This window comes from Cryobacterium sp. GrIS_2_6 (assembly GCF_035984545.1).
GTDB lineage: Bacteria > Actinomycetota > Actinomycetes > Actinomycetales > Microbacteriaceae > Cryobacterium.
On record NZ_JAXCHP010000001.1, the window covers coordinates 2,760,885 to 2,779,621 of the forward strand.

Genomic DNA, 18,737 nt, shown 5'->3' on the forward strand with positions numbered 1-18,737 from the left:
GCTAGTTGCGCACCCGCTGAAAGTCCCCGTCGGGGAACGCCCGCCACTCGCGCGCGAAGGCGAGGGTCTCGTCGCCGGTGAGGTGCTGCATCCCCGACGGGTAGTAGTGGTCGCTCGCGGAGGACTGGAACCCGACCGGGTTCAGGATGTCCACCCCGCCGAGCGCGTCAGTGAGCCCCTTGTACCCGGCGTAGTCCACGAGTGCGACGTGGTCGATGCGGGTGCCGATGAGTCCCTCGATCGTTTGCACGGCGAGTGGAACGCCCCCATAGGAGAGCGCCGCGTTGATCTTGTCCGAGCCGAAGCCGGGCAGGTCGAGCCAGCTGTCCCGCAGGATCGACATCACGTAGACGTGGTGCCGGTCCGCCGGAATGTGTACAACCATGATGGTGTCCGAGCGCTGCTTACTGATGTTCACGAGCGAACCGTTGACTTGGTCCCAGGTGTCCGAGCCCAGCAGCAGGATGTTCTGTGCCCCCGCGGCGAGCCCGGTCGACACCGGCGGTCGTGCGGCCTCCGCCGGAAACGGGTGGGACAGCGTGGGGAGCTCGAGGTCGAAGAGTCGCCCCACGATGGACCCGATGCTCGCAACACCGGCACCCGCAGCGAGGAGGAGGACGAGCAGGATGGATGTGATTCGCCAGACCCCCGACGGCTGGCGTACAGCGGCCGCCTCCGTCACGATTCTCGATTCGGGTTCGACACGGTGGGCCTCCAGCAGTCGCGGTGCAAGAACGGTGCGTTTCAGGTGCAAACAATATAGCTCGCGCCGCAAGCCCTGTCCCGGGGGCTGAAGTCTCAAAAACACCCGTAAACGGGGGGCGACACGCCGTCTATCACCGCGTAATGACGCCGTAACCTTTCTTCAATACCCTGAGTGGCATGACCACGAAGATAACCAAAGCCGTCATCCCCGCCGCCGGGTTGGGTACGCGCTTCCTGCCCGCCACGAAGGCCATGCCCAAGGAGATGCTCCCGGTCGTGGACAAGCCGGCAATCCAGTACGTCGTGGAGGAAGCCGTCGCCGCCGGCCTCACCGACGTGCTCATGATCACGGGCCGCAACAAGAACGCGCTGGAGAACCATTTCGACCGGATGACCGAGCTCGAAGACCTCCTCGAGAAGAAGGGCGACCAGGACCGCCTCGCCAAGGTGCGTTTCGCCACCGGACTCGCCGACGTGCACTACGTGCGCCAGGGCGACCCGCTCGGCCTCGGCCACGCCGTATTGCGTGCAAAGATGCACATCGGCCACGAGCCCTTCGCCGTTCTCCTCGGCGACGACATCATCGACGACCGCGACGTGTTGCTCTCCAAGATGCTCACCGAGCAGGGCAAGCGCAACGCCACGATCGTCGCCCTGATGGAGGTCGAGCCGGAGGCTATCCACCTCTACGGTTGCGCCGCCGTCGAGACCACGGACGACCCCGACGTGGTGAAGGTGACGGGCCTGGTCGAGAAGCCCTCCGCAGCGGATGCCCCGTCGAACCTGGCCATCATCGGTCGCTACGTGCTCCGCCCCGAGATCTTCGAGGTGTTGCAAAACACCAAGCCAGGCAAGGGCAACGAGATCCAGCTCACCGACGCCCTGCAGGTGATGGCGGTCAACCCGCAGTTCACCGGCGGCGTCTACGGCGTCATCTTCCGCGGCCGCCGCTACGACACCGGCGACCGGCTCGACTATATCAAGGCCATCGTGCAGCTCGCGGTCGACCGCCCCGACCTCGGCCCGGACCTGCGCGCCTGGCTGCAGGAGTTCGCCGCGACCCTCGAGTAGCGAAAGCCCACAGCACGCCGAGGGGGCACCGAACCACTTGGTTCCGTGCCCCCTCTTGTGGGTACACTGGCAGTACGTGACGAGTTCATTTCCCGCACATTGCGCTTTGTAAAAGTTCAGCAAGTTCGTACTTCTGCGGCCGTATTCTGGCCAGAGTGCACCAACGATTCCGCCCGGACTTCGCCAGTCGTCACCAGAGGATTCACAATGTCGTCACCGCGCCCCGAATCGCCGCCACCCTCCCCCGACTCATTACCTGCCGCCTGGCAGGTCGACCTAAAATCGATCCACCCGTTTGTCCTCGACAAGTTCGACAACCTGAAGGCCGTGCCGAAGATCGTCTCGGTCTACCACCCCATGCAGGGTTGGAATACTTCGATGAAGCGCGCTGTATTCACGATCGGGCTCGTCCAAGACCTCCGCGTCGACGGGGCCACCCTCGTGCTGGCGAAATGGCGGAAGCTCGAGCACAAGTTCACGCTGAGTACCCTGGACTTCCCGCTCAACTGAGGCTGACGACTCGTCAGACGGATGCGGCGGCGAGCTTGGGGATCAACGTCTCCAGGAACGCGGCAGTGTCTTCCCAGCCCTCAACAGCGAAGCACTCGACCCCGAGCGCAAGCACCGGGTAGTCGTTGCCGTTCTCGTCGAGCCGGTCGCCCACGAAGAGCATGTCATCGAGAGGTACGCCGGTTAGCTGAGCGAGCTTCTTCATGCCGTAGGCCTTGTCGATCCCCTGTCGGGTGATGTCGACCGAGGTCGAGCCTCCGGACCGGACCTCGAGGTCGGGCAGCAGTACCTGCACGGCTTCACGCAGAGCGTTCTTCTTGCTCCCTGTCGGGTCCCACGCGACCTTGGAGGCCACCGGAGCGGCCTGTCCGAGCGCGGAGAACGTGATCTGTGACCCGCGGTCCTCCAGGATCGGTCCCCAGGTGTCACTTTCCCAGTAGCCGAGTTCCCGGGCCGTGGTCTCCACGGCCACGAGTGCGCGCGACTTCTGGTCATCCGAGAGGTACTCCGCGTAAATCTGTGTCCAGCCGCCCGCCTGGTGCAGGAAGTACTGCGTGCCGCAGGTGGGCATCAGGTGGAGGCGGGCCAGCGCCGCATTGTCGACATCGATAAGTTTGTCGATCAGCTGCATGTGGAACTGGCCGATCTGGCCACCGGAGATCACGCAGACCTCCACAACACCGAGCAGGCGCACCATCAGGTCCGCCATACGCGGGTCGATCGGGGACTTAGAGGCGGCAAGAGTGTCATCCAGGTCGAAGGCCACCAGGCGCGGAAGAGTCGTCATGAGTGTGCTGTGTTCCTTACTTAAATCTCTGGAGTCCGCAGCCGGTTCAGTTAGGGACGGCCCAGTCCATGGTATGTCCAGCCGGCGGCCCGCCACGCGCCGGCGTCGAAGGAGTTGCGTCCATCGATGACGATCTTGTTCTTGACCAGTCCGCCGACCCACACCGGGTCGAGGTGCCGAAATTCAGGCCACTCGGTCACGAGCACGACAGCGTCCGCGCCCCGCAATGTCTCCTCCAGGTCCGTCGAGTAGGTCAGTTGCGGGTGCCGCGCCCGCGAGTTCTCGATGCCCTGCGGGTCAGTCGCAACAACGTTGGCGCCGAGACCGTGCAGTTGCACGGCGACGTCGAGTGCGGGCGAGTCGCGCACATCGTCGGAGTGCGGCTTGAAGCTGAGGCCGAGCACGGCCACCTTGGCGTTGTAGGCGCTGCCGCCGAGTGCCGACACGGTGAGGTCGATCGCACGCTGACGTCGACGCAGGTTGATCGCGTCGACCTCCTTGAGGAATGCGACGGACTCGCCGCGACCGAGTTCTTCGGCCCGGGCTGTGAACGCGCGGATGTCCTTCGGAAGGCAGCCGCCGCCGAAGCCGACGCCGGCGCCCAGGAAGCGGCGGCCGATGCGGTTGTCGTAGCCGATCGCGTCGGCAAGCTGGGTCACGTCAGCACCGGTGACCTCGGCGATCTCGGCCATGGCGTTGATGAAGCTGATTTTCGTGGCGAGGAACGCGTTGGCTGCGACCTTGACGAGTTCCGCCGTGGCGAAGTCGGTAACCACGAGGGGGGTGTCGGCGGCGAGTGCCGTGGCGTAGATCTCGTTGAGCAGCGCGGTGGCATGTTCGCCGGGCTCTCCAGCGGCAACGCCGTAGACCAGACGATCGGGGCTGATGGTGTCTTTCACGGCGAAGCCTTCACGCAGGAACTCGGGGTTCCAGGCGAGGGTCGCCCCGGTGCCGGAGGCCTCCACGATGCCCGCGAGACGGCTGGCGGTTCCGACGGGGACGGTGCTCTTGCCCACGACGAGGTCTCCGGCGCTGAGGTGCGGGAGGAGCGCCTGAACGGCGGCGTCGACGTAGGTCAGGTCTGCTGCGTAGCTACCGGGCTTCTGAGGGGTGCCGACGGCGACGAAGTGCACACGGGCGCCTGCGACCTCGGCAATGTCGGTGCTGAATCGAAGTCGTCCCGTGGCCATTGCCGAGGTCAGGATTTCCGGAAGTCCCGGTTCGAAGAACGGAGGCAGACCGACGGCGAGTTGGGCAATCTTCTTCGCATCGACGTCGATACCGACGACCTCGTGCCCCAGCTCGACCATCGCGGCCGCGTGTACGGCTCCCAGGTACCCACAACCGATGACGGAAATCTTCATGCGTGCAACTCCATAGAAAAAGCCTAGCGGCGGCGATACCCGTGACAAAGAACTGACGTCGGGCGTTGCGGAAGACAGGACACCTGTCACCCGCGTTAAGAAAGGCCCCGGACGATGTCCGGGGCCTTTCCTGGGGGTTTCACTTCGTGGCGATCAACTTCACACAGTGTCGGTAGAAGTTGCCTAGGGTATCCGCTACGCGGTTACGCGACGACGACGAACGAAGCTCAGCACGACCACGAGGGCGATACCGAGGAGAAGCGCGCCGGCCGCCGCCCAGATGAGCAGAACCGGGGTGTTGTAACCGGTGCCGGCGAGGCCACCACCAGTGCCGGAAGCGGTCGTGCCTGAATCAGCGGCCACGACCGTGATGGTCGCGGTGCCGACGGTACCCGAGGTAAGGCCGGTCGCGGTAGTGGTGTAAGACCCGGTGGCTCCGGCGGGGAGCACGACGTTGACGCTGGCTGCGCCAGCCGACGTGGAGGACTTGACGAGGGTGGCGGTGCCGGCCTTTAGGACGGAAAGGGTGGCGAGTCCGGAACCGGTGCAAGAGAAGGAGACGTCTTCGCCGGGGGTGAAGGATCCGCCGGTGAAGTCGACGACTACCGTCGCGCCGGGGGCCGGGGTGCCCGAGACGACGATCTGGCCGTCCGGAACGTAGCCGGCAGCGTTAGCTGCTGCCGGGACTGCGAAAACGGCGAGGACTGCGAGTGCAATCACCGCGAGGGTTTTTTTTGCCATAGTGGTATCCCTGCTGTGGATCAATTAATTTGTCGCCGACACTGGCTGACCTCGAGTGAGGCTACCCCCACTTTAGGTGACATTCACAGCCTATCTCCAGTTCGAGTGTTTCGATCGGGTGAACATTTCGTTGCGTCGACGGCGATCACCGAATAAGTGCGTGGTCATCTCGCGGTCAAGAGGAAGAATACTCAGCGCTACAACGACACGCCGTATCCCGACGTCACCACCACTGTCGCTATGCATAGCTTCACCCCACCGAAATCCCACGAGTGAGGCGTCAACCAAAACGACAGCAGCCCCTCTCCCGCACGTTGAGGGTCGCGTTCATGGCGATCGAAGCAATTTGGAGCCCCGTCAGTTTGGCTATTGGATTTGCCACCAGCCTTCGTCCGGGATGGGACTTGCCCTTGGATGCAGATCTCGCTCTCCCCCGAAAAATTGTGGTCTTCCTCGTTCTCCCATTCCTGTGCTTCTGTCAGGCCCGACGAGACCTCGAAAATATCGCTGAGACGGTCGAGCCCGTCCACCGACAACGAATCGGCATTTCATGAAACGCCTCACCGTCGGGTCAACCTGACGACCTTCGCGAATAGCGCCACGTCAGCACGATACCGTCGGCTTGCGATACCAAGAAGTACCAACGCCAAAGAGAATGTGCTCGCACCCACGAGCAACTGCCCGATCGAATTTAGAGACAGGGCATGGCTGACGAAGAAAGACAGTAGTCCTGCAATTGCATAGTATGCGCATATTCGCAGTCCATTACCGAACAAGGCGAGGGCCGGAACTGAATATTTCCTCACCCACCACAGCCCGAATGGCCATGCCAAAATTTGGCCCATGGCGTAGCCGGCGGCGACACCTGCTGTTCCCCACAGCGAGCCGACGATGATGAACGTGATCATTATTGGTCGAGTAGCTAGCTCCTGGCGCAAGAGTGACCCGGTATGTCCGCGAACAAGAAATATCCAATAAACAACGTATCCCGCAGATTGAGCGACTCCGCCGACCGCCAGGATCTGAAAGAGGGGGACCGAGGCGGACCATTGAGGGCCGAGGGCGACGTCTATCAGGCCAGACGCTTGTGCCGTTGTGAAGGCAAAGGTCGCGGCCACAACATGCAGGAGGACGGACTGCCCTTGGATCAAGAAGGAAGCCAGGCGTGGACTATCATCTCTGATTCGCGACAATATCGGAACGGCCACCTTTGTCGCAGGCGCATTGAATTGGCTCAGAGGAAGGCTGATCAGCTGGAAGGCACGATTGTAGAACCCCAACACAGTCGATCCAAAACTGTATCCGACAACGATTGAGTCGATGTTGGCGCTTGCATAGTTCAAGATCTGGGTGGCGGCGAGATTTGCTCCGAACCGAAAGAAAGAGCCCATCTCCGCTCTCCTTGAGTATGGACCAGGCAGCCAGCGGCCTAAGAATGCAGCGAGGATAAGCCCCGTCGAGGCAAGGACGAGCTGCTGCCAAACGAGGGCCCAGTATCCGAATCCTGTAAAGGCGAGAGCGACACTGACGACCAAGCCCAACACCGGGGCCGCCGTTTCAACCAGGGCGAGGTACCCGAATTTGAGATTCCTAGCGAGACCTGCACGATACTGCGTTGCCATTCCATTCAGTAGGAATGTGAAGGAAATGGCGATACAGATTCCGACGAGTTCAGGCTGTCCGTAGAGATCGGCGATGGGATTGCTCAACAGAATGATGGCGATGGTGAGAACCGCTCCGATGAGGGTATTGATCCAGAATAGGTTGTTGCGCTGAGTGACAGACAAGGATTCAGCCCGCATGACAGCGGACGAGAGGCCGAAGTCTCGGAGCACTTCACCGACGCCGACGATAGCAACGACCATGGCGATGAGCCCATAATCCGTTGGGCCGAGCAATCTGGCCAGAATCACAACGCCGACCAGCTGCACGGCAAGACGAATGACTTGCCCCGCGACCGTTGAAAGCGCACCTCGTGCGGCGAACCGCCCGAGTCCCTCGTTTTCAGATGTCACTATTGCAGACTTCCCTTATTTCGTTCGACGTTCATGGTTGCTCCGCGACATGCGACGCTCAACGTCGGCGACCCTACGATGGCTCAAGGCGCACCGATCCAATCTCTTCTCGACAGATTCGTCTGAAGCAGAACGCGCTGCCCTAACCTATCGGTTCGAGGGCTCGTTCGGCCACGGCCTGGGTGCGGGCGTCGTCCCAGTCGCGCATGAGGGTGAGTCCGGTGTTAGCCCAGACGTTGTGGCCGAGTACGGAGTAGGCGGGGCGGGGTGCGGGGGCGCACGAAGGAGGCGCCATCGGTTGGGAGGCCCCGGGCGGGTCGAGGCCGTTGGCGGCGAGGACGGGCTGTGCGAAGCCGAACCAGCTGACGATACCGGACTAGGTGCCGTGGTAGATCCCAGCGGGCGCGTGCGCATCGAGCAGGGCGACGATCTGGCTCGCGAGGTCAACGTTCCAGATGACCTGGCCGATCAGGTACCGGGTCATGAGCTCAGTGCCGCGCGGGCCTTGAGGGGTTCCCACCAGTCGCGGTTGTCGCGGTACCACTGCACGACGTCGGCGAGGCCCTTCTCGAAGGGAACCTGCGGGGCGTAGCCGAGTTCGGCCTGGATCTTGGTGATGTCCACCGAGTAGCGCAGGTCATGGCCGAGACGGTCAGCGACGCGGTCCACGTAGGACCAGTCCTTGCCGGTGGAGTCCAGCAGCAGCTGGGTCAGCTCCAGGTTGGTTAGTTCGGTGCCGCCGCCGATGTTGTAGATCTCGCCGGCGCGACCGCCGACGAGGACCATCGCGATCGCGCGGGTGTGGTCGTCCACGTGCAACCAGTCCCGGATGTTGTTGCCCGCCCCATACAGCGGGACGTGCTTGTCATCGATGAGGTTCGTCACGAACAACGGGATGACCTTCTCGGGGAAGTGATACGGGCCGTAGTTGTTCGAGCAGCGCGTGATCGACACATTCAACCCGTGCGTGCGGTGATACGAGCGGGCGAGCAGGTCACTGCCGGCCTTGGACGCGGAATACGGGGAGTTGGGTTCCAGGGCGCGCTCCTCGTTCCAGGAGCCCTCCGCGATCGACCCGTAGACCTCGTCCGTGGACACGTGCACGAACCGGGCCAGATTATGGCGGAGTGCGGCGTCGAGGAGCTGCTGGGTGCCGAGAACGTTGGTCTCAACAAAAATGGAAGCGTCCCGCACCGACCGGTCCACGTGCGACTCGGCCGCGAAATGCACGACGGCGTCCAGGGACGGGAAGATCGTGTCGAGCAACGCCGCGTCGCGGATGTCGCCGTGCACGAACGAGTACCGGGGGGAATCGGCGATCGGCGCAAGGTTGGCCGGGTTGCCCGAATACGTCAGAGCGTCCAGGACGACGACCTCGGCCCCTTCCAGACCCGGGTAGGCGTCTTCGATGGTGCGACGAACAAAGTTGGAGCCGATGAAACCGGCGCCACCGGTAACGAGGATCTTCATATGGCTGTAACCGTCCCGTTCGCTGATGTTGTGTGCAATTGTAGGGGCCTCAGTACACTGATTTTCGTGCAGCTACGTGAACTAAAAGTGCCCGATTCTTACGAAATATCTCAGAAACAGTTCGGTGACACCCGTGGGTTATTTCTTGAGTGGTATCGCTTCGATCGTCTCGAAGAGACGATTGGACACCGGCTGGAGATCGTTCAGGCGAATACGAGCGTCTCCAAGCGCGGATCGGTGCGCGGCATCCACTTCGCGGACATTCCGCCGAGCCAGGCCAAGTACGTCACCGCGACCTATGGCGCCGTGCTCGACTACATCATTGACATCCGCGTCGGCTCGCCGACGTTCGGCCAGTGGGACAGCGTCCTCCTCGATGACACCGACCGTCGTGCCGTCTACATCGCCGAGGGCATCGGGCACTGCTTCGTCGCCCTGACCGACAACGCCACCGTGAGCTACCTCGTGACGGCCCCGTTCAACCCGGGCCGCGAACACGGCATCAACCCGCTCGACACCGACATCGGCCTGGTCTTCCCGCCCGAGGCCGGCGAACTCCTGCTCTCCCCGAAAGACACCGATGCTCCCGGGCTCGCCGAGTCCGCCGCGAACGGGCTCCTCCCGACCTGGGCAGACGCGAAAGCGTTCTACGCGGCACTGAACGAAGGAAACTAACGATGCGCGGAATCATCCTCGCCGGCGGCTCCGGCACACGCCTGTGGCCGATCACCAAGGGCATCTCCAAGCAACTGATGCCCATCTACGACAAGCCCATGATCTACTACCTCTTGTCGACGCTGATGATGGCCGGGATCAACGAGATTCTGATCATCACGACCCCGGAGTACAACAGCCAGTTCCGTGCCCTCTTCGGCGACGGATCGAGCTTCGGCGTTCGCATCGAGTACGCGGTGCAGCCTTCCCCGGACGGCCTCGCCCAGGCGTTCATCATCGGCGAGGAATTCATCGGCGACGACAGCGTCGCCCTCGTCCTCGGGGATAACATCTTCCACGGCGCGGGCCTCGGCTCCGCCCTCCGCAACCACACCGACATCGACGGCGCTCGGATCTTCGCGTATCACGTCAGCAATCCGACCGACTACGGTGTCGTGGAGTTCGACGAGAACATGACGGCCGTCTCGATCGAGGAGAAGCCGGCCAAGCCGAAGAGCAACTATGCGGTCCCCGGACTGTACTTCTACGACAACTCGGTCATCGAAATCGCTAAGTCCATCGAGCCCAGCGCTCGTGGCGAGCTCGAAATCAGTACCGTCAACGAGCGTTACCTGGAACAGGGAAAGCTGCAGGTGCAGGTGCTCGATCGCGGCACAGCCTGGCTCGACACCGGCACCTTCAAGTCCATGATGCAGGCCTCCGAATACGTGCGCGTGATCGAAGACCGCCAGGGCTTCAAGGTCGGCTGCATCGAAGAAATCGCCTGGCGCGCCGGCTGGATCGACAGCAAGCAGCTGGCCGTTCTCGCGGCACCGCTGCAGAAAAGCGGCTACGGCAGTTACCTGTTAGCGTTGCCCACTATCTAGTTCCCGAATGACGCGTCCGCTCCGCCGGAAGTGGAACACCGGGATCGTATCCATGGAACCGAGACAAGGGAGTCCGTACAACGAGAGGCCTTGCGAATGTCAATTCTGCGAATGGGAATGCGCGTGACGGGCATCGTTGGGGTCTCGCTCGTCATCTTCGGCGTCCTTGGATCTCCGATTTACGTCTTTCCACGCTCGGATCCAGAGGCGAAGTCCGACGTCGTCTATGTGATCGGCCCGCCCGATGCCGCTGAGCTCTCGATTGCCACAGCAATGATGCGGAAGGGCCTGGCATCTGAACTGCTCATCTCGGTAAACGATCGCGCGTTCGACAACAGCACGGGCTTGGGCCTCTGCGTGAGACCTCAGAAGTTCCGCGTGACGTGTGTGACTCCGGAACCGTTCACGACCCAGGGCGAGGCCCGGCTTCTCACGCAGATCTCGCAGAAGCGAGGCTGGACAACGGCCACGGTAATCACAGGGGTTGCCCATGTCAGCCGGACCAGGCTCCTAATGGGCCGTTGTTTCACTGGCGACCTTTACGTTATCGGGACGCCCTCACGACTCAACGCCGTTGAGTGGGCAGGACAATACCTCTACCAGTCGGGTGCATTCATCAAGGCCGCACTCTCCCCGAATTGCTGACCTCCCGAGCATGCTTCTCGACACCGAGTTGAGTTTCCACCGCAGCACCCGGCACGCGCCCGAAATCGAAGATCCTGGAGTTTGACAGTGAGCAAGAAGACCATGAGGCCCACAATCATGTACTCGTTCGCAGAGCCAGATGCGGCGGCGAACCCCTACGTCGTAATGGTCGCGCGCGAGACGGCCAAGGACTTCAACGTCCGCTATTTCTCCTGGCGAAATGCGATCTTCTCCCGATACGACGTCTTCCACTCCCACTGGCCTGAATATCAGGTCCGTGGCACATCCGTCGCGAAGACCGCCCTCAGGGCGGCCGCTGCCGCCCTGTGGCTCGTCCGCTTGCATCTCTTGCGAACGCCAGTGATCGTCACGATGCACAATCAGGACAGCCACGACAGCTTGACCAGGGTCGACCGACTATTCCTGCGGTTCTTCCTTCCACTGGTTTCGGTGGAGATATTCCTCAACGACTCGGCGGAAAACGATTACTCGAAGGGCGTGGTCATACTCCATGGGACCTACCGCGACTGGTATGACCGCGTCACGCCCGAGAAGTCTGCCGACGCACCCACCCGGGTCACCTATTTCGGGCTCGTGCGCCCATACAAGGGTGTGGAGATCCTCATCGAAGCATTCACGACTCTCCGACGGAACGACGTCGAACTCCTGATCGCCGGCAAGTCCCTGGATCCGGACTACCTGGCGCAACTACATGAGGCGGCCGCGGAATCCGATGCCGTCCGTTTTGATACCCGCCATATCCCGGACGAGTTGCTCTCCCGGATTGTGGCCGACGCGGACTTGATCGTCCTGCCGTACCGCTACATGTACAACTCCGGAGCCTTGCTCTTGGCGCTGTCCTTCGACACGCCGACGCTTGTGCCGGACACTCCCACAAACCGAAGTATCCGACAGGAGGTCGGTGAGGAGTGGGTCCAGCTGTTTGAATGGCCGCTGACTGCGGAGGCACTGGAATCTGCCATTACCGTGGCCAAGCTCAAGGCGATCGACGGGACTCACCCCGATATGTCCCGCCGCACCTGGGCCGTGATGAGGACCCAGCACAGCAGCCTCTATAGCTCACTCATTGAGCTGCGTTCGCAGCACAGGTCCCGGCCAGGGGAATCGGAAATGCGGGAGATCCGCAGTCGCGCCACACCCGCGAGCTGATCTCATAATCGCGTCTGACTGGAGTCGAGCGGCCGCGCGCCGTCCATCGTGCCCCCTGCGAGCTGCTCGAGCGTGCGGAAGTACGCGTCTGCGATTCTTATCGGGTCGTACTGTGCGAGCGCGGCGGCCCGGGATTCATCGTCCACTTTCGGCCTAGGGACTGTCCCGTCTGCCAGAGAGTCGAGATACCCGGTCAGTTGAGAAATCGAATCGAGTGCCACCCCGATTCCGGTGTCCTGGATGATTTCCTTCGGACCTGAGTCGCCGACGGAAATGGGGACGGCCCGAGCCGCAATGGCCTCGACGATTCCCCGGCCGAAGGCCTCGTGGTCGGATGCATTTACGACGAAATCGCAGGTCGACATGAGCTCGCCGACGTGAGGAACCGTGTCCGCCACGGAAGCGCGAGCGCCCAACCTTGCTGCGCTGGATCTCACATTATTCTCATAGTCGGTGCGAATCTCTTCCGGCCGTCCGCCGACAATGAGGACCCGGACGCTGTCGCTACGGCACGCCGCCACGGACTCGATAACACTGTCGACACCCTTGTGGGGGGAAATCTGCCCGAACACTCCGACCAGGATATCGCTGGGCCTGAGGTGCGGAATCTTCGGATGGTCCAGTGGGACGGTCACCGGTCGTGGAATCACGCTGATGGTAGAACTCGGCTCCAGGCCGCTCCTCTGCAGGACGGAGAGTGACGGGGCGATGACGCCCCGTGAAAGTCGTGCAAGGGCGCGGACGACGGAGTGACCGCGCCGACCCGAGAACGTCTCGTGGAGATCCAGTACCAAAGGGCGGCGACTGAGTTTGGACGCCACGGAAGTCTCGATCGCCTGCCAGATGCTGAAGGACAGCACAAGATCGAAACGGCGGAGCACGGGAGCGAGACGCCACCCGCCTCCCCAGGCTGACAGCGCTTCCAAAAGGAGAAGTCGAACTCCAGCGCCTTGGAGTCCGCCATTGCGCTCCAACGCGGGATGGCGTGCGAAACGATGGTTGACAACGGCGAACCCCAAGTCACGGACCACTGCGGCAAGTGGAGACGAATGGGCGACCAGAAAGGTCAGTTGGATGCGCTCGTGGTCGACTCGCTTGCTCAACTCGATGAGCGTGCGTTCGGCGCCCCAGATTTCAAGGGACTGCGTGACGATGAGAACCTTCAGCGGAGTATTCATGCGTCACCCCGCGAACCCAGGACTCGGGCCGGGACTCCCCCGGCGATGGCATTGGCTGGGATGTCGCCGCGCACGACTGCACCCGCGGCGATGACCGCACCATCACCGATCGAGGATCCACCGAGAACGACGACGCCGGCTCCGATCCATACATCGTTCCCGATGCGCGTTGGAATGCGCACCTCACCTTGTTCGCGAATGGGGACCCCCATTTTCGTGTAGACGTGGTTTTCCGACACGACAGTCACGTTCGGCCCCAGGAGACAGTCCGCGCCGATCTCGATTCCGCCTTGCCCCAGGATGACGTTGAAGGCACCGATCGAGGTTCTCGATCCGATCCTGATGCCCTCACCGAGGTGACGGATGACACCAGAACCGCGCAGAACGGCGTTTTGATCGATCGTGACCTGGCTGCCCAGATGCACGCCGGACCGCGACAGCGCATCGATGGTCACCAGCGTGCCAATCGAGGTCTGTCCACCCAGTGTAAGGTTGCCTCGTGATCGCAGCACCACGCGGCGCCCGATGTAGGTGCTCGGATACCCTCGGACCAGACCCCGTGCTCGGTCTGCGAACTTGCGGGCGATGAACGATGCCAGCATGCCGGTCCGCACGTCAGGGTCGATACCCTGCGAGACCCCGCGGACGCGTGTGTATAGCCGGTCCAGTACTCTGCGAATCATTTCTCTCCCCCGGTGCGCGAAGCGGCTATCGAATCGGATATCTCAGTCCTCAGCCGACGCACGATGGTGGACCATTCGTAGCGGGACGGGTCGGGGAGTCGCGGTCGCTCGGCGACGATGGCCGCCGACACCTTGTCGGCGATGTCGTCGATGTCCTCCGGATCGAAGAACTGCCCAACATCTCCGAATTCCGTGAAGGCCGGAATGGCGCTGAGCGCGAGGCGTGCACCGGCATTGAGAGCCTCCAGAACGGGCAGACCGAAGCCTTCATCGAGACTGGGGAACGCGAAGACTGCACAGTTCTCGTAAAGCCAGAGGAGTTCGGAGTCACTGACGCCACCGGCGCTGAGGATGGAGCCGGCAGCGATTCCCTGGACTGTGCTGTGCTGTTCACCGGAAATGCCGTCCGGATTTCCGACGATCACCAACGGAAACTCGGGCGCTATCGTGCCTCGCTGGAGCAAGGCGCGCGCCAGTGTGTCGATATTCTTCCGGACGTTGATGCGCCCAACGGCCAGAATATAGCGTCCCGGTTTGAGTGGAAGGCTCGTCAGTGTCGCCGTCGAGTGGCCCAACGGTTGCGGTACGCCCAAACCGACTGCCACGACCGGCGTCCTCATACGGTGGTTGAGCCTCTGGATTCGATCCTTCTCCGCGTGGGATGAGGTGGCTATCAGCTGCGCCCATCTCAGCAGTCCCGGGATGACCGACAGGTAGATGCGTTCCTTGCGTGAGAACCATTCCGGATGCTCCTGAAAGATGGCGTCGTGCAAGAACACCGTTCGATGCTGGCGTGAGAACGGTGTCACGAAGTTCTGGCTGATCACAGTGTCGAAACATTCACGGAATCCGGGGCGCAAGACGACGCTCGCCGCATGCAGGCGTGCACGGCGGGTGAGGATTTCGGCATTCGGCAGCGACTCCCGGATCTCGCCGCGCCTGGGCAGGTCAACTGCAGGGATCTCCAGGGTGAGATGATCATCCGGAAATTCCTGAGACCAGGCCAGGACGAGGCTGCGAAGGACATTCCTTCCGCTGGGAGGTCCCCCGAACCACCAAAAGGCGTCAAAAAGAACTTTCACTTCCGGCTCCGGGACAGCGCGGTGAGCGCCCTATCGTAGGCTCCATCGACAATCTCCCACGTGTAGGAATCCTTCACTCGTCGGAGAGCCGAGGCGGCCAGGGCTTCGGCCCGCTCAGGTGCGTGGACCACGGTCATGATGCCGTCATGAATCGACTGCGGGTCGGGACTGACAAATGCACCGTCCTCACCGAGGACTTCTCGGTTGTAGACCGTGTCCCGGGCCACGGTCGGGGCGCCACACGCCATGGCTTGGACCAGGGCCGGGTTGGTCCCACCGACGCTGTGCCCATGGAAATAGACTGCTGCATGGTTCCATAGGGAGAACAGGCGCTGATCGTCGTTCACATGCCCCAACCACTGGACATTCGAATTACGAGCGGCGAGTTCCCTCGCCGCTTCGTCCAGGACTCCCCCATAACCCGACGAACCGACGATGACGACGGGGATCGACGTGCTGATCAACTCCGCCGCGTCCAGGAACTCTGGAATCGTGTTTTCGGGCACGAAACGAGCGACAACAAGCACATAACCGCGGTGCTTGAGGCCCGCCTCGACAGGCAGGTCCGAGGTCAGCGTTCCGCCATAAGGGATGAAGACACCATCGATGCCGTAGGCATTGCGCCAGCGCCGCGCGATTTCCTTCGAATCGCACACGATCTGGGATGCGAACCGGGCGGTAAGCCAGGCTCCGGACCGAAACATGGCCTTTGCGGCCATTCCCCACTTGGCGCGCTCCCATTCGATTCCGTCTACGTTGACCAGGACGGGAATGCCTCGGGCACGAAGGAGCGGCAGCCAGAACCCATTCGCGACGTTCATGACTAGCGCGACGTCTGGCTTTCGAATAAGGGCGTGGAGCGTTGAGGAAAGACCGAACGACAAAGTACTCAAAGACTTCGTTTCAAGGCCCCAGGTTTCGACGGCGGACACACGTTGGTCCAGAGTCGTATCGTCTACCTTCGTCGCTCCGGGCCGCCCGTAAACAACGACCTTCCAGTCGTGATCGGACAAGTACGGTGCGAGACTCCTCACCGCGGTTTCGAACCCGCCGTAGTAGCTGGGATATCCGCGGGTGCCGATGATGGCGACTGATTTCGTCATGACGTGGTTGTCCGTTCTCTGGGTGACGTGCGGTGCAGGATGTGGACGACAGTCACGGATGTTCGCTGCGCTCGGACTCGGACTCGGGCTGGGACTGGGGCTGGGTCTGGGTCTGGGGCTGGGGCTGGGGCTGGGGCTGGGTAGCGTCCTCTCGGGTGATTGAGCGTTCCATACCCTCAGCGATCAGTTCCTGCATGAAGTTCTTGAATCTTGCCTCGGTCCACAACGTGGTGTGTGCCCGGGGTAATCTCGCGGCCTCGAGCAGGGCCTCCGCAATCGTGGAAACCGAGAGATCCGCCGTCGCCGGAATCATCACACCGCTGGTGCCGGCTTCCTCCAGGACAGACGAAGCGCCCGTGTTCGCGAAGCAGACAACAGGGATCCCGATTGCTGTAGCCTCTCCGATCACTCCGCTCGCCCCTTCCCTGCCCGACGGGTGGAAGAAAACGTCGGAGGTGGCCATGGCGGCCAGCACCTGATCGCGCGGCAGCTTCCCGCGGAAGACGACGCGATCGGAAACTCCCAACTCCGCGGCAAGTGCGGGCAGGCTGTCGGCGACGCCCTCGAGCGGCTTCCCCAGCAGCTCATAGTGGGCGTTCTCGAGAAGCGGATGCGTGAGGGCCTGAAGTCCCAGGTCGAACCGCTTCCGAGGCACGAGATGTCCAACCGAGAGAATTCGCAGTGCCTGCGACGGCTGATCCTCTGCGTCGGACCGGAGCCTTCTCGCCGCATCGATGGCTCTTTCCAGCTCGGGCTTCAAGATCACATTCGGAAACACCCGCGCTCGGACTCCCAAGCGCTCGAAGATCTTACCGACGGCCTGATTCTGGGCCACCACCAAGTCCACTCGTCGCCCGAATGCCTTGGCCGGCAGGAGAGCAATTCGATCGCGCAGGGCCTGGGTGAGGGCCTCCCGGCGAACGCCCATCGCCAAGGGCTTCACCTTGTAGACGGCGCTGTCGCCGGCCGACCCGATAGGTCCCCATACCTTGAAGACTCTCCGTGAGAATGCGGTGATGGGCGTTGGGAACACTTCGGTGGCGAAGGTGACGTGGTGCGCCAGAAAAACCGGACGCGAGGCCTCCAGGGAGCGCATCACGCGGCCGGCCAGCATCCACCAAACCACGTATTCGAACCGAGTCAGCTGGGGTTTCTTCAGAACCCTCAGGCCGGGGGGCATATCGATTCCGATCGTTTCAACGACACCGTCGAGCCCCTCTGCTTGCAACTGGGCGTCCACCGGCCCTTTGGACCTCAGGTTCATGACCACGACGACGTCGAGGCCCCGCTCCATGGCCAGTTGCGCAGTCACCTTGATGAAGGACCAGCCGATTCCGGTTTCGCTGCTCATCGCAGGATTCGCAGCGAACGCGCTGATCACGATGGTCTTGGCTCGTCTCATGACCGGGATGATCCTTCCAGTGCCGGGCTACTGATCCCGAGTGTTCGTGGTTCCGGGGAGTCGCCCCCCTTTGCGTGAAGCGGGATGAGTGCCAGGTAGATCCAGGTGAACGTCATCCAGAACGAGTTCGTTGCGGAGGAGCAGACCAATAGGATGCTCAGCACGATAAAGGCGTCCAGGCGTCGGTGGTTCCTGAATGCCATCACCACGAGGAGCACGACGAACAGGACAAGTCCAACGAGACCCACGTCGTAGAGCATCGCGTACCACACGGAACTCAGGTATGGCCGGCCCGTGTTTGTCGTATCCCGTTCGTGGAATTGTGAGAACGAGTTCAGGCCGCTTCCGAAAAGCCACCGTGCGAGTGTGTCGATGTCGGCGAGCGCCGTCTTGAAAATGTCGGCCCGATAGGCTCCGGTTCCTGACTGAGTGTCCAGGAGATGTCCCAGCCGCCACGAGAGCGAATTGGACGATTCGACGGCTCCTCCCGTGGGCGCCGGCAATAGGGCAACCGCCAGCAGGGAGACAGCCGCCGTGGCCGCGATGATGGGGATAAAAGCCGGCGACCTGCGCCATTTCGTGGCCACCATCACTACGATCAAGATGCCGAGGCCGATCCAGGCGGAACGTGTTCCGGCAAGGGCCACAGCCAGAACCAGAATGCCGGCGCCCCAGAGTGACGACCGGGATAATGACTGCCGCCAGCAGTACATCACTGCCAGCCAGCCCACACACTGGGTTGCGAAGATGTTCGTTTCGAATGAGAAGCCGATGAGACGAGAGTCGGCTGCGACCCCGGGCGTGAGACTCGCCGGGAGTCCGAGATAGGTTCTCCCGAGATAGCTGACAACGCTCAGCGCCGCGATGCATCCGATCACAACGGTGCCGATCTTGACCATGTCCAGTCTTGACGCGCTGCTCTTGGTCAGAGCGAAGTAGGCCACGATGCCGAGCGCGATCTGAAGCGCGATCCAGATGCTCTTCAACGGGTCGGGTGCATTCGCGGCTGATGTCACGACAGCAAGGGCGACGAATGCCCCGGAAATCACGAGGGTGGCCACCGGGATTAGTTTCGGGGTCGAATGGTCCAGGGACGGCCAGGCGCGGGCGCTGACGATGAACAGAAGGGCCAATCCGAAATGCTCGGGTCTGACAGTCGCCGAGCCAACGGACGTCGTCACTCCCGTCAGACAAATCGACAGGAAATACAGCGCCCAGGCCAGCCTCACGGACCGCACGGCGGCAGCTACCGCGATGGTCCCAAAAATTC

Annotated in this window: 19 protein-coding genes; 6 read left to right on the plus strand and 13 right to left on the minus strand. The window is 62.2% G+C overall.

Annotated elements, in window-relative coordinates; translation table 11 throughout:
- Position 1 precedes the first annotated feature (1 nt).
- Positions 2 to 682: an LCP family protein gene (locus RCH22_RS13580; protein ID WP_327014409.1), complete on the minus strand. Its 681-nt coding sequence runs from the start codon at positions 680 to 682 to the stop codon at positions 2 to 4.
- 200 nt (positions 683 to 882) lie between these two features.
- On the opposite strand from RCH22_RS13580, the gene galU reads away from it, so the two are divergent.
- Both galU and RCH22_RS13590 read left to right on the plus strand, forming a co-directional pair.
- On the plus strand, positions 883 to 1,776 hold the full coding sequence (galU, locus tag RCH22_RS13585; RefSeq protein WP_327014410.1) for a UTP--glucose-1-phosphate uridylyltransferase GalU: 894 nt from the start codon (positions 883 to 885) through the stop codon (positions 1,774 to 1,776).
- A 207-nt stretch (positions 1,777 to 1,983) separates the two neighbouring features.
- Entirely contained in the window at positions 1,984 to 2,286 is a 303-nt protein-coding gene (locus tag RCH22_RS13590) for a hypothetical protein (protein WP_327014411.1), read from the plus strand.
- A gap of 13 nt (positions 2,287 to 2,299) precedes the next feature.
- On the opposite strand, the gene RCH22_RS13595 is transcribed toward RCH22_RS13590, so the two are convergent.
- The 6 genes from RCH22_RS13595 to rfbB all read right to left on the minus strand — a co-directional run bounded on the left by RCH22_RS13595 (position 2,300) and on the right by rfbB (position 8,663).
- Positions 2,300 to 3,073, minus strand: coding sequence for an HAD-IIB family hydrolase (locus RCH22_RS13595; RefSeq protein WP_327014412.1), 774 nt, complete (start codon positions 3,071 to 3,073; stop codon positions 2,300 to 2,302).
- Between the two features lie 50 nt (positions 3,074 to 3,123).
- Positions 3,124 to 4,437, minus strand: coding sequence for a UDP-glucose/GDP-mannose dehydrogenase family protein (locus tag RCH22_RS13600; protein WP_327014413.1), 1,314 nt, complete (start codon positions 4,435 to 4,437; stop codon positions 3,124 to 3,126).
- Between the two features lie 195 nt (positions 4,438 to 4,632).
- On the minus strand, positions 4,633 to 5,178 hold the full coding sequence (locus tag RCH22_RS13605) for a sortase (RefSeq protein ID WP_323503019.1): 546 nt from the start codon (positions 5,176 to 5,178) through the stop codon (positions 4,633 to 4,635).
- 560 nt (positions 5,179 to 5,738) lie between these two features.
- On the minus strand, positions 5,739 to 7,193 hold the full coding sequence (locus RCH22_RS13610) for a lipopolysaccharide biosynthesis protein (protein WP_327014414.1): 1,455 nt from the start codon (positions 7,191 to 7,193) through the stop codon (positions 5,739 to 5,741).
- A 142-nt stretch (positions 7,194 to 7,335) separates the two neighbouring features.
- Positions 7,336 to 7,563, minus strand: coding sequence for a sugar nucleotide-binding protein (locus RCH22_RS13615; RefSeq protein WP_134564238.1), 228 nt, complete (start codon positions 7,561 to 7,563; stop codon positions 7,336 to 7,338).
- A 110-nt stretch (positions 7,564 to 7,673) separates the two neighbouring features.
- A complete protein-coding gene (gene rfbB, locus RCH22_RS13620; RefSeq protein ID WP_327014415.1) occupies positions 7,674 to 8,663 on the minus strand; it encodes a dTDP-glucose 4,6-dehydratase in 990 nt (329 codons plus the stop codon).
- 66 nt (positions 8,664 to 8,729) lie between these two features.
- Here rfbB and RCH22_RS13625 point away from each other — a divergent pair, with 66 nt between their 5' ends.
- From RCH22_RS13625 to RCH22_RS13640, 4 genes are all read left to right on the plus strand, one after another.
- Positions 8,730 to 9,338: a dTDP-4-dehydrorhamnose 3,5-epimerase gene (locus RCH22_RS13625; RefSeq protein ID WP_327014416.1), complete on the plus strand. Its 609-nt coding sequence runs from the start codon at positions 8,730 to 8,732 to the stop codon at positions 9,336 to 9,338.
- A 2-nt stretch (positions 9,339 to 9,340) separates the two neighbouring features.
- Positions 9,341 to 10,204, plus strand: a complete 864-nt coding sequence (gene rfbA, locus RCH22_RS13630) for a glucose-1-phosphate thymidylyltransferase RfbA (protein WP_327014417.1) — start codon at positions 9,341 to 9,343, stop codon at positions 10,202 to 10,204.
- A 123-nt stretch (positions 10,205 to 10,327) separates the two neighbouring features.
- The gene (locus tag RCH22_RS13635) at positions 10,328 to 10,849 is read left to right on the plus strand and encodes a YdcF family protein (protein WP_134564244.1); all 522 of its coding nucleotides are present in this window, start codon (positions 10,328 to 10,330) and stop codon (positions 10,847 to 10,849) included.
- Between the two features lie 87 nt (positions 10,850 to 10,936).
- On the plus strand, positions 10,937 to 12,019 hold the full coding sequence (locus tag RCH22_RS13640; protein WP_323503013.1) for a glycosyltransferase: 1,083 nt from the start codon (positions 10,937 to 10,939) through the stop codon (positions 12,017 to 12,019).
- A 2-nt stretch (positions 12,020 to 12,021) separates the two neighbouring features.
- Here the strand turns inward: RCH22_RS13640 and RCH22_RS13645 are convergent, their stop codons facing one another.
- The 6 genes from RCH22_RS13645 to RCH22_RS13670 form a co-directional block, all read right to left on the minus strand.
- A complete protein-coding gene (locus tag RCH22_RS13645; RefSeq protein ID WP_327014418.1) occupies positions 12,022 to 13,197 on the minus strand; it encodes a glycosyltransferase family 4 protein in 1,176 nt (391 codons plus the stop codon).
- Positions 13,194 to 13,799: a DapH/DapD/GlmU-related protein gene (locus tag RCH22_RS13650; RefSeq protein WP_166788308.1), complete on the minus strand. Its 606-nt coding sequence runs from the start codon at positions 13,797 to 13,799 to the stop codon at positions 13,194 to 13,196. Before RCH22_RS13650 ends, RCH22_RS13645 begins: the two co-directional genes overlap by 4 nt.
- A 77-nt stretch (positions 13,800 to 13,876) precedes the next feature.
- On the minus strand, positions 13,877 to 14,962 hold the full coding sequence (locus RCH22_RS13655; protein ID WP_327014419.1) for a glycosyltransferase family 1 protein: 1,086 nt from the start codon (positions 14,960 to 14,962) through the stop codon (positions 13,877 to 13,879).
- Positions 14,959 to 16,065 carry a glycosyltransferase gene (locus tag RCH22_RS13660; protein ID WP_327014420.1) on the minus strand — a complete coding sequence of 369 codons (1,107 nt, stop codon included), beginning with the start codon at positions 16,063 to 16,065 and terminating at the stop codon, positions 14,959 to 14,961. Before RCH22_RS13660 ends, RCH22_RS13655 begins: the two co-directional genes overlap by 4 nt.
- Positions 16,066 to 16,117: 52 nt before the next feature.
- Entirely contained in the window at positions 16,118 to 17,467 is a 1,350-nt protein-coding gene (locus tag RCH22_RS13665; protein ID WP_327014421.1) for a glycosyltransferase, read from the minus strand.
- Positions 17,464 to 18,528, minus strand: coding sequence for an O-antigen ligase family protein (locus tag RCH22_RS13670; RefSeq protein ID WP_327014422.1), 1,065 nt, complete (start codon positions 18,526 to 18,528; stop codon positions 17,464 to 17,466). The genes RCH22_RS13665 and RCH22_RS13670 overlap by 4 nt, the downstream gene beginning before the upstream one ends.
- Positions 18,529 to 18,737: the final 209 nt, after the last annotated feature.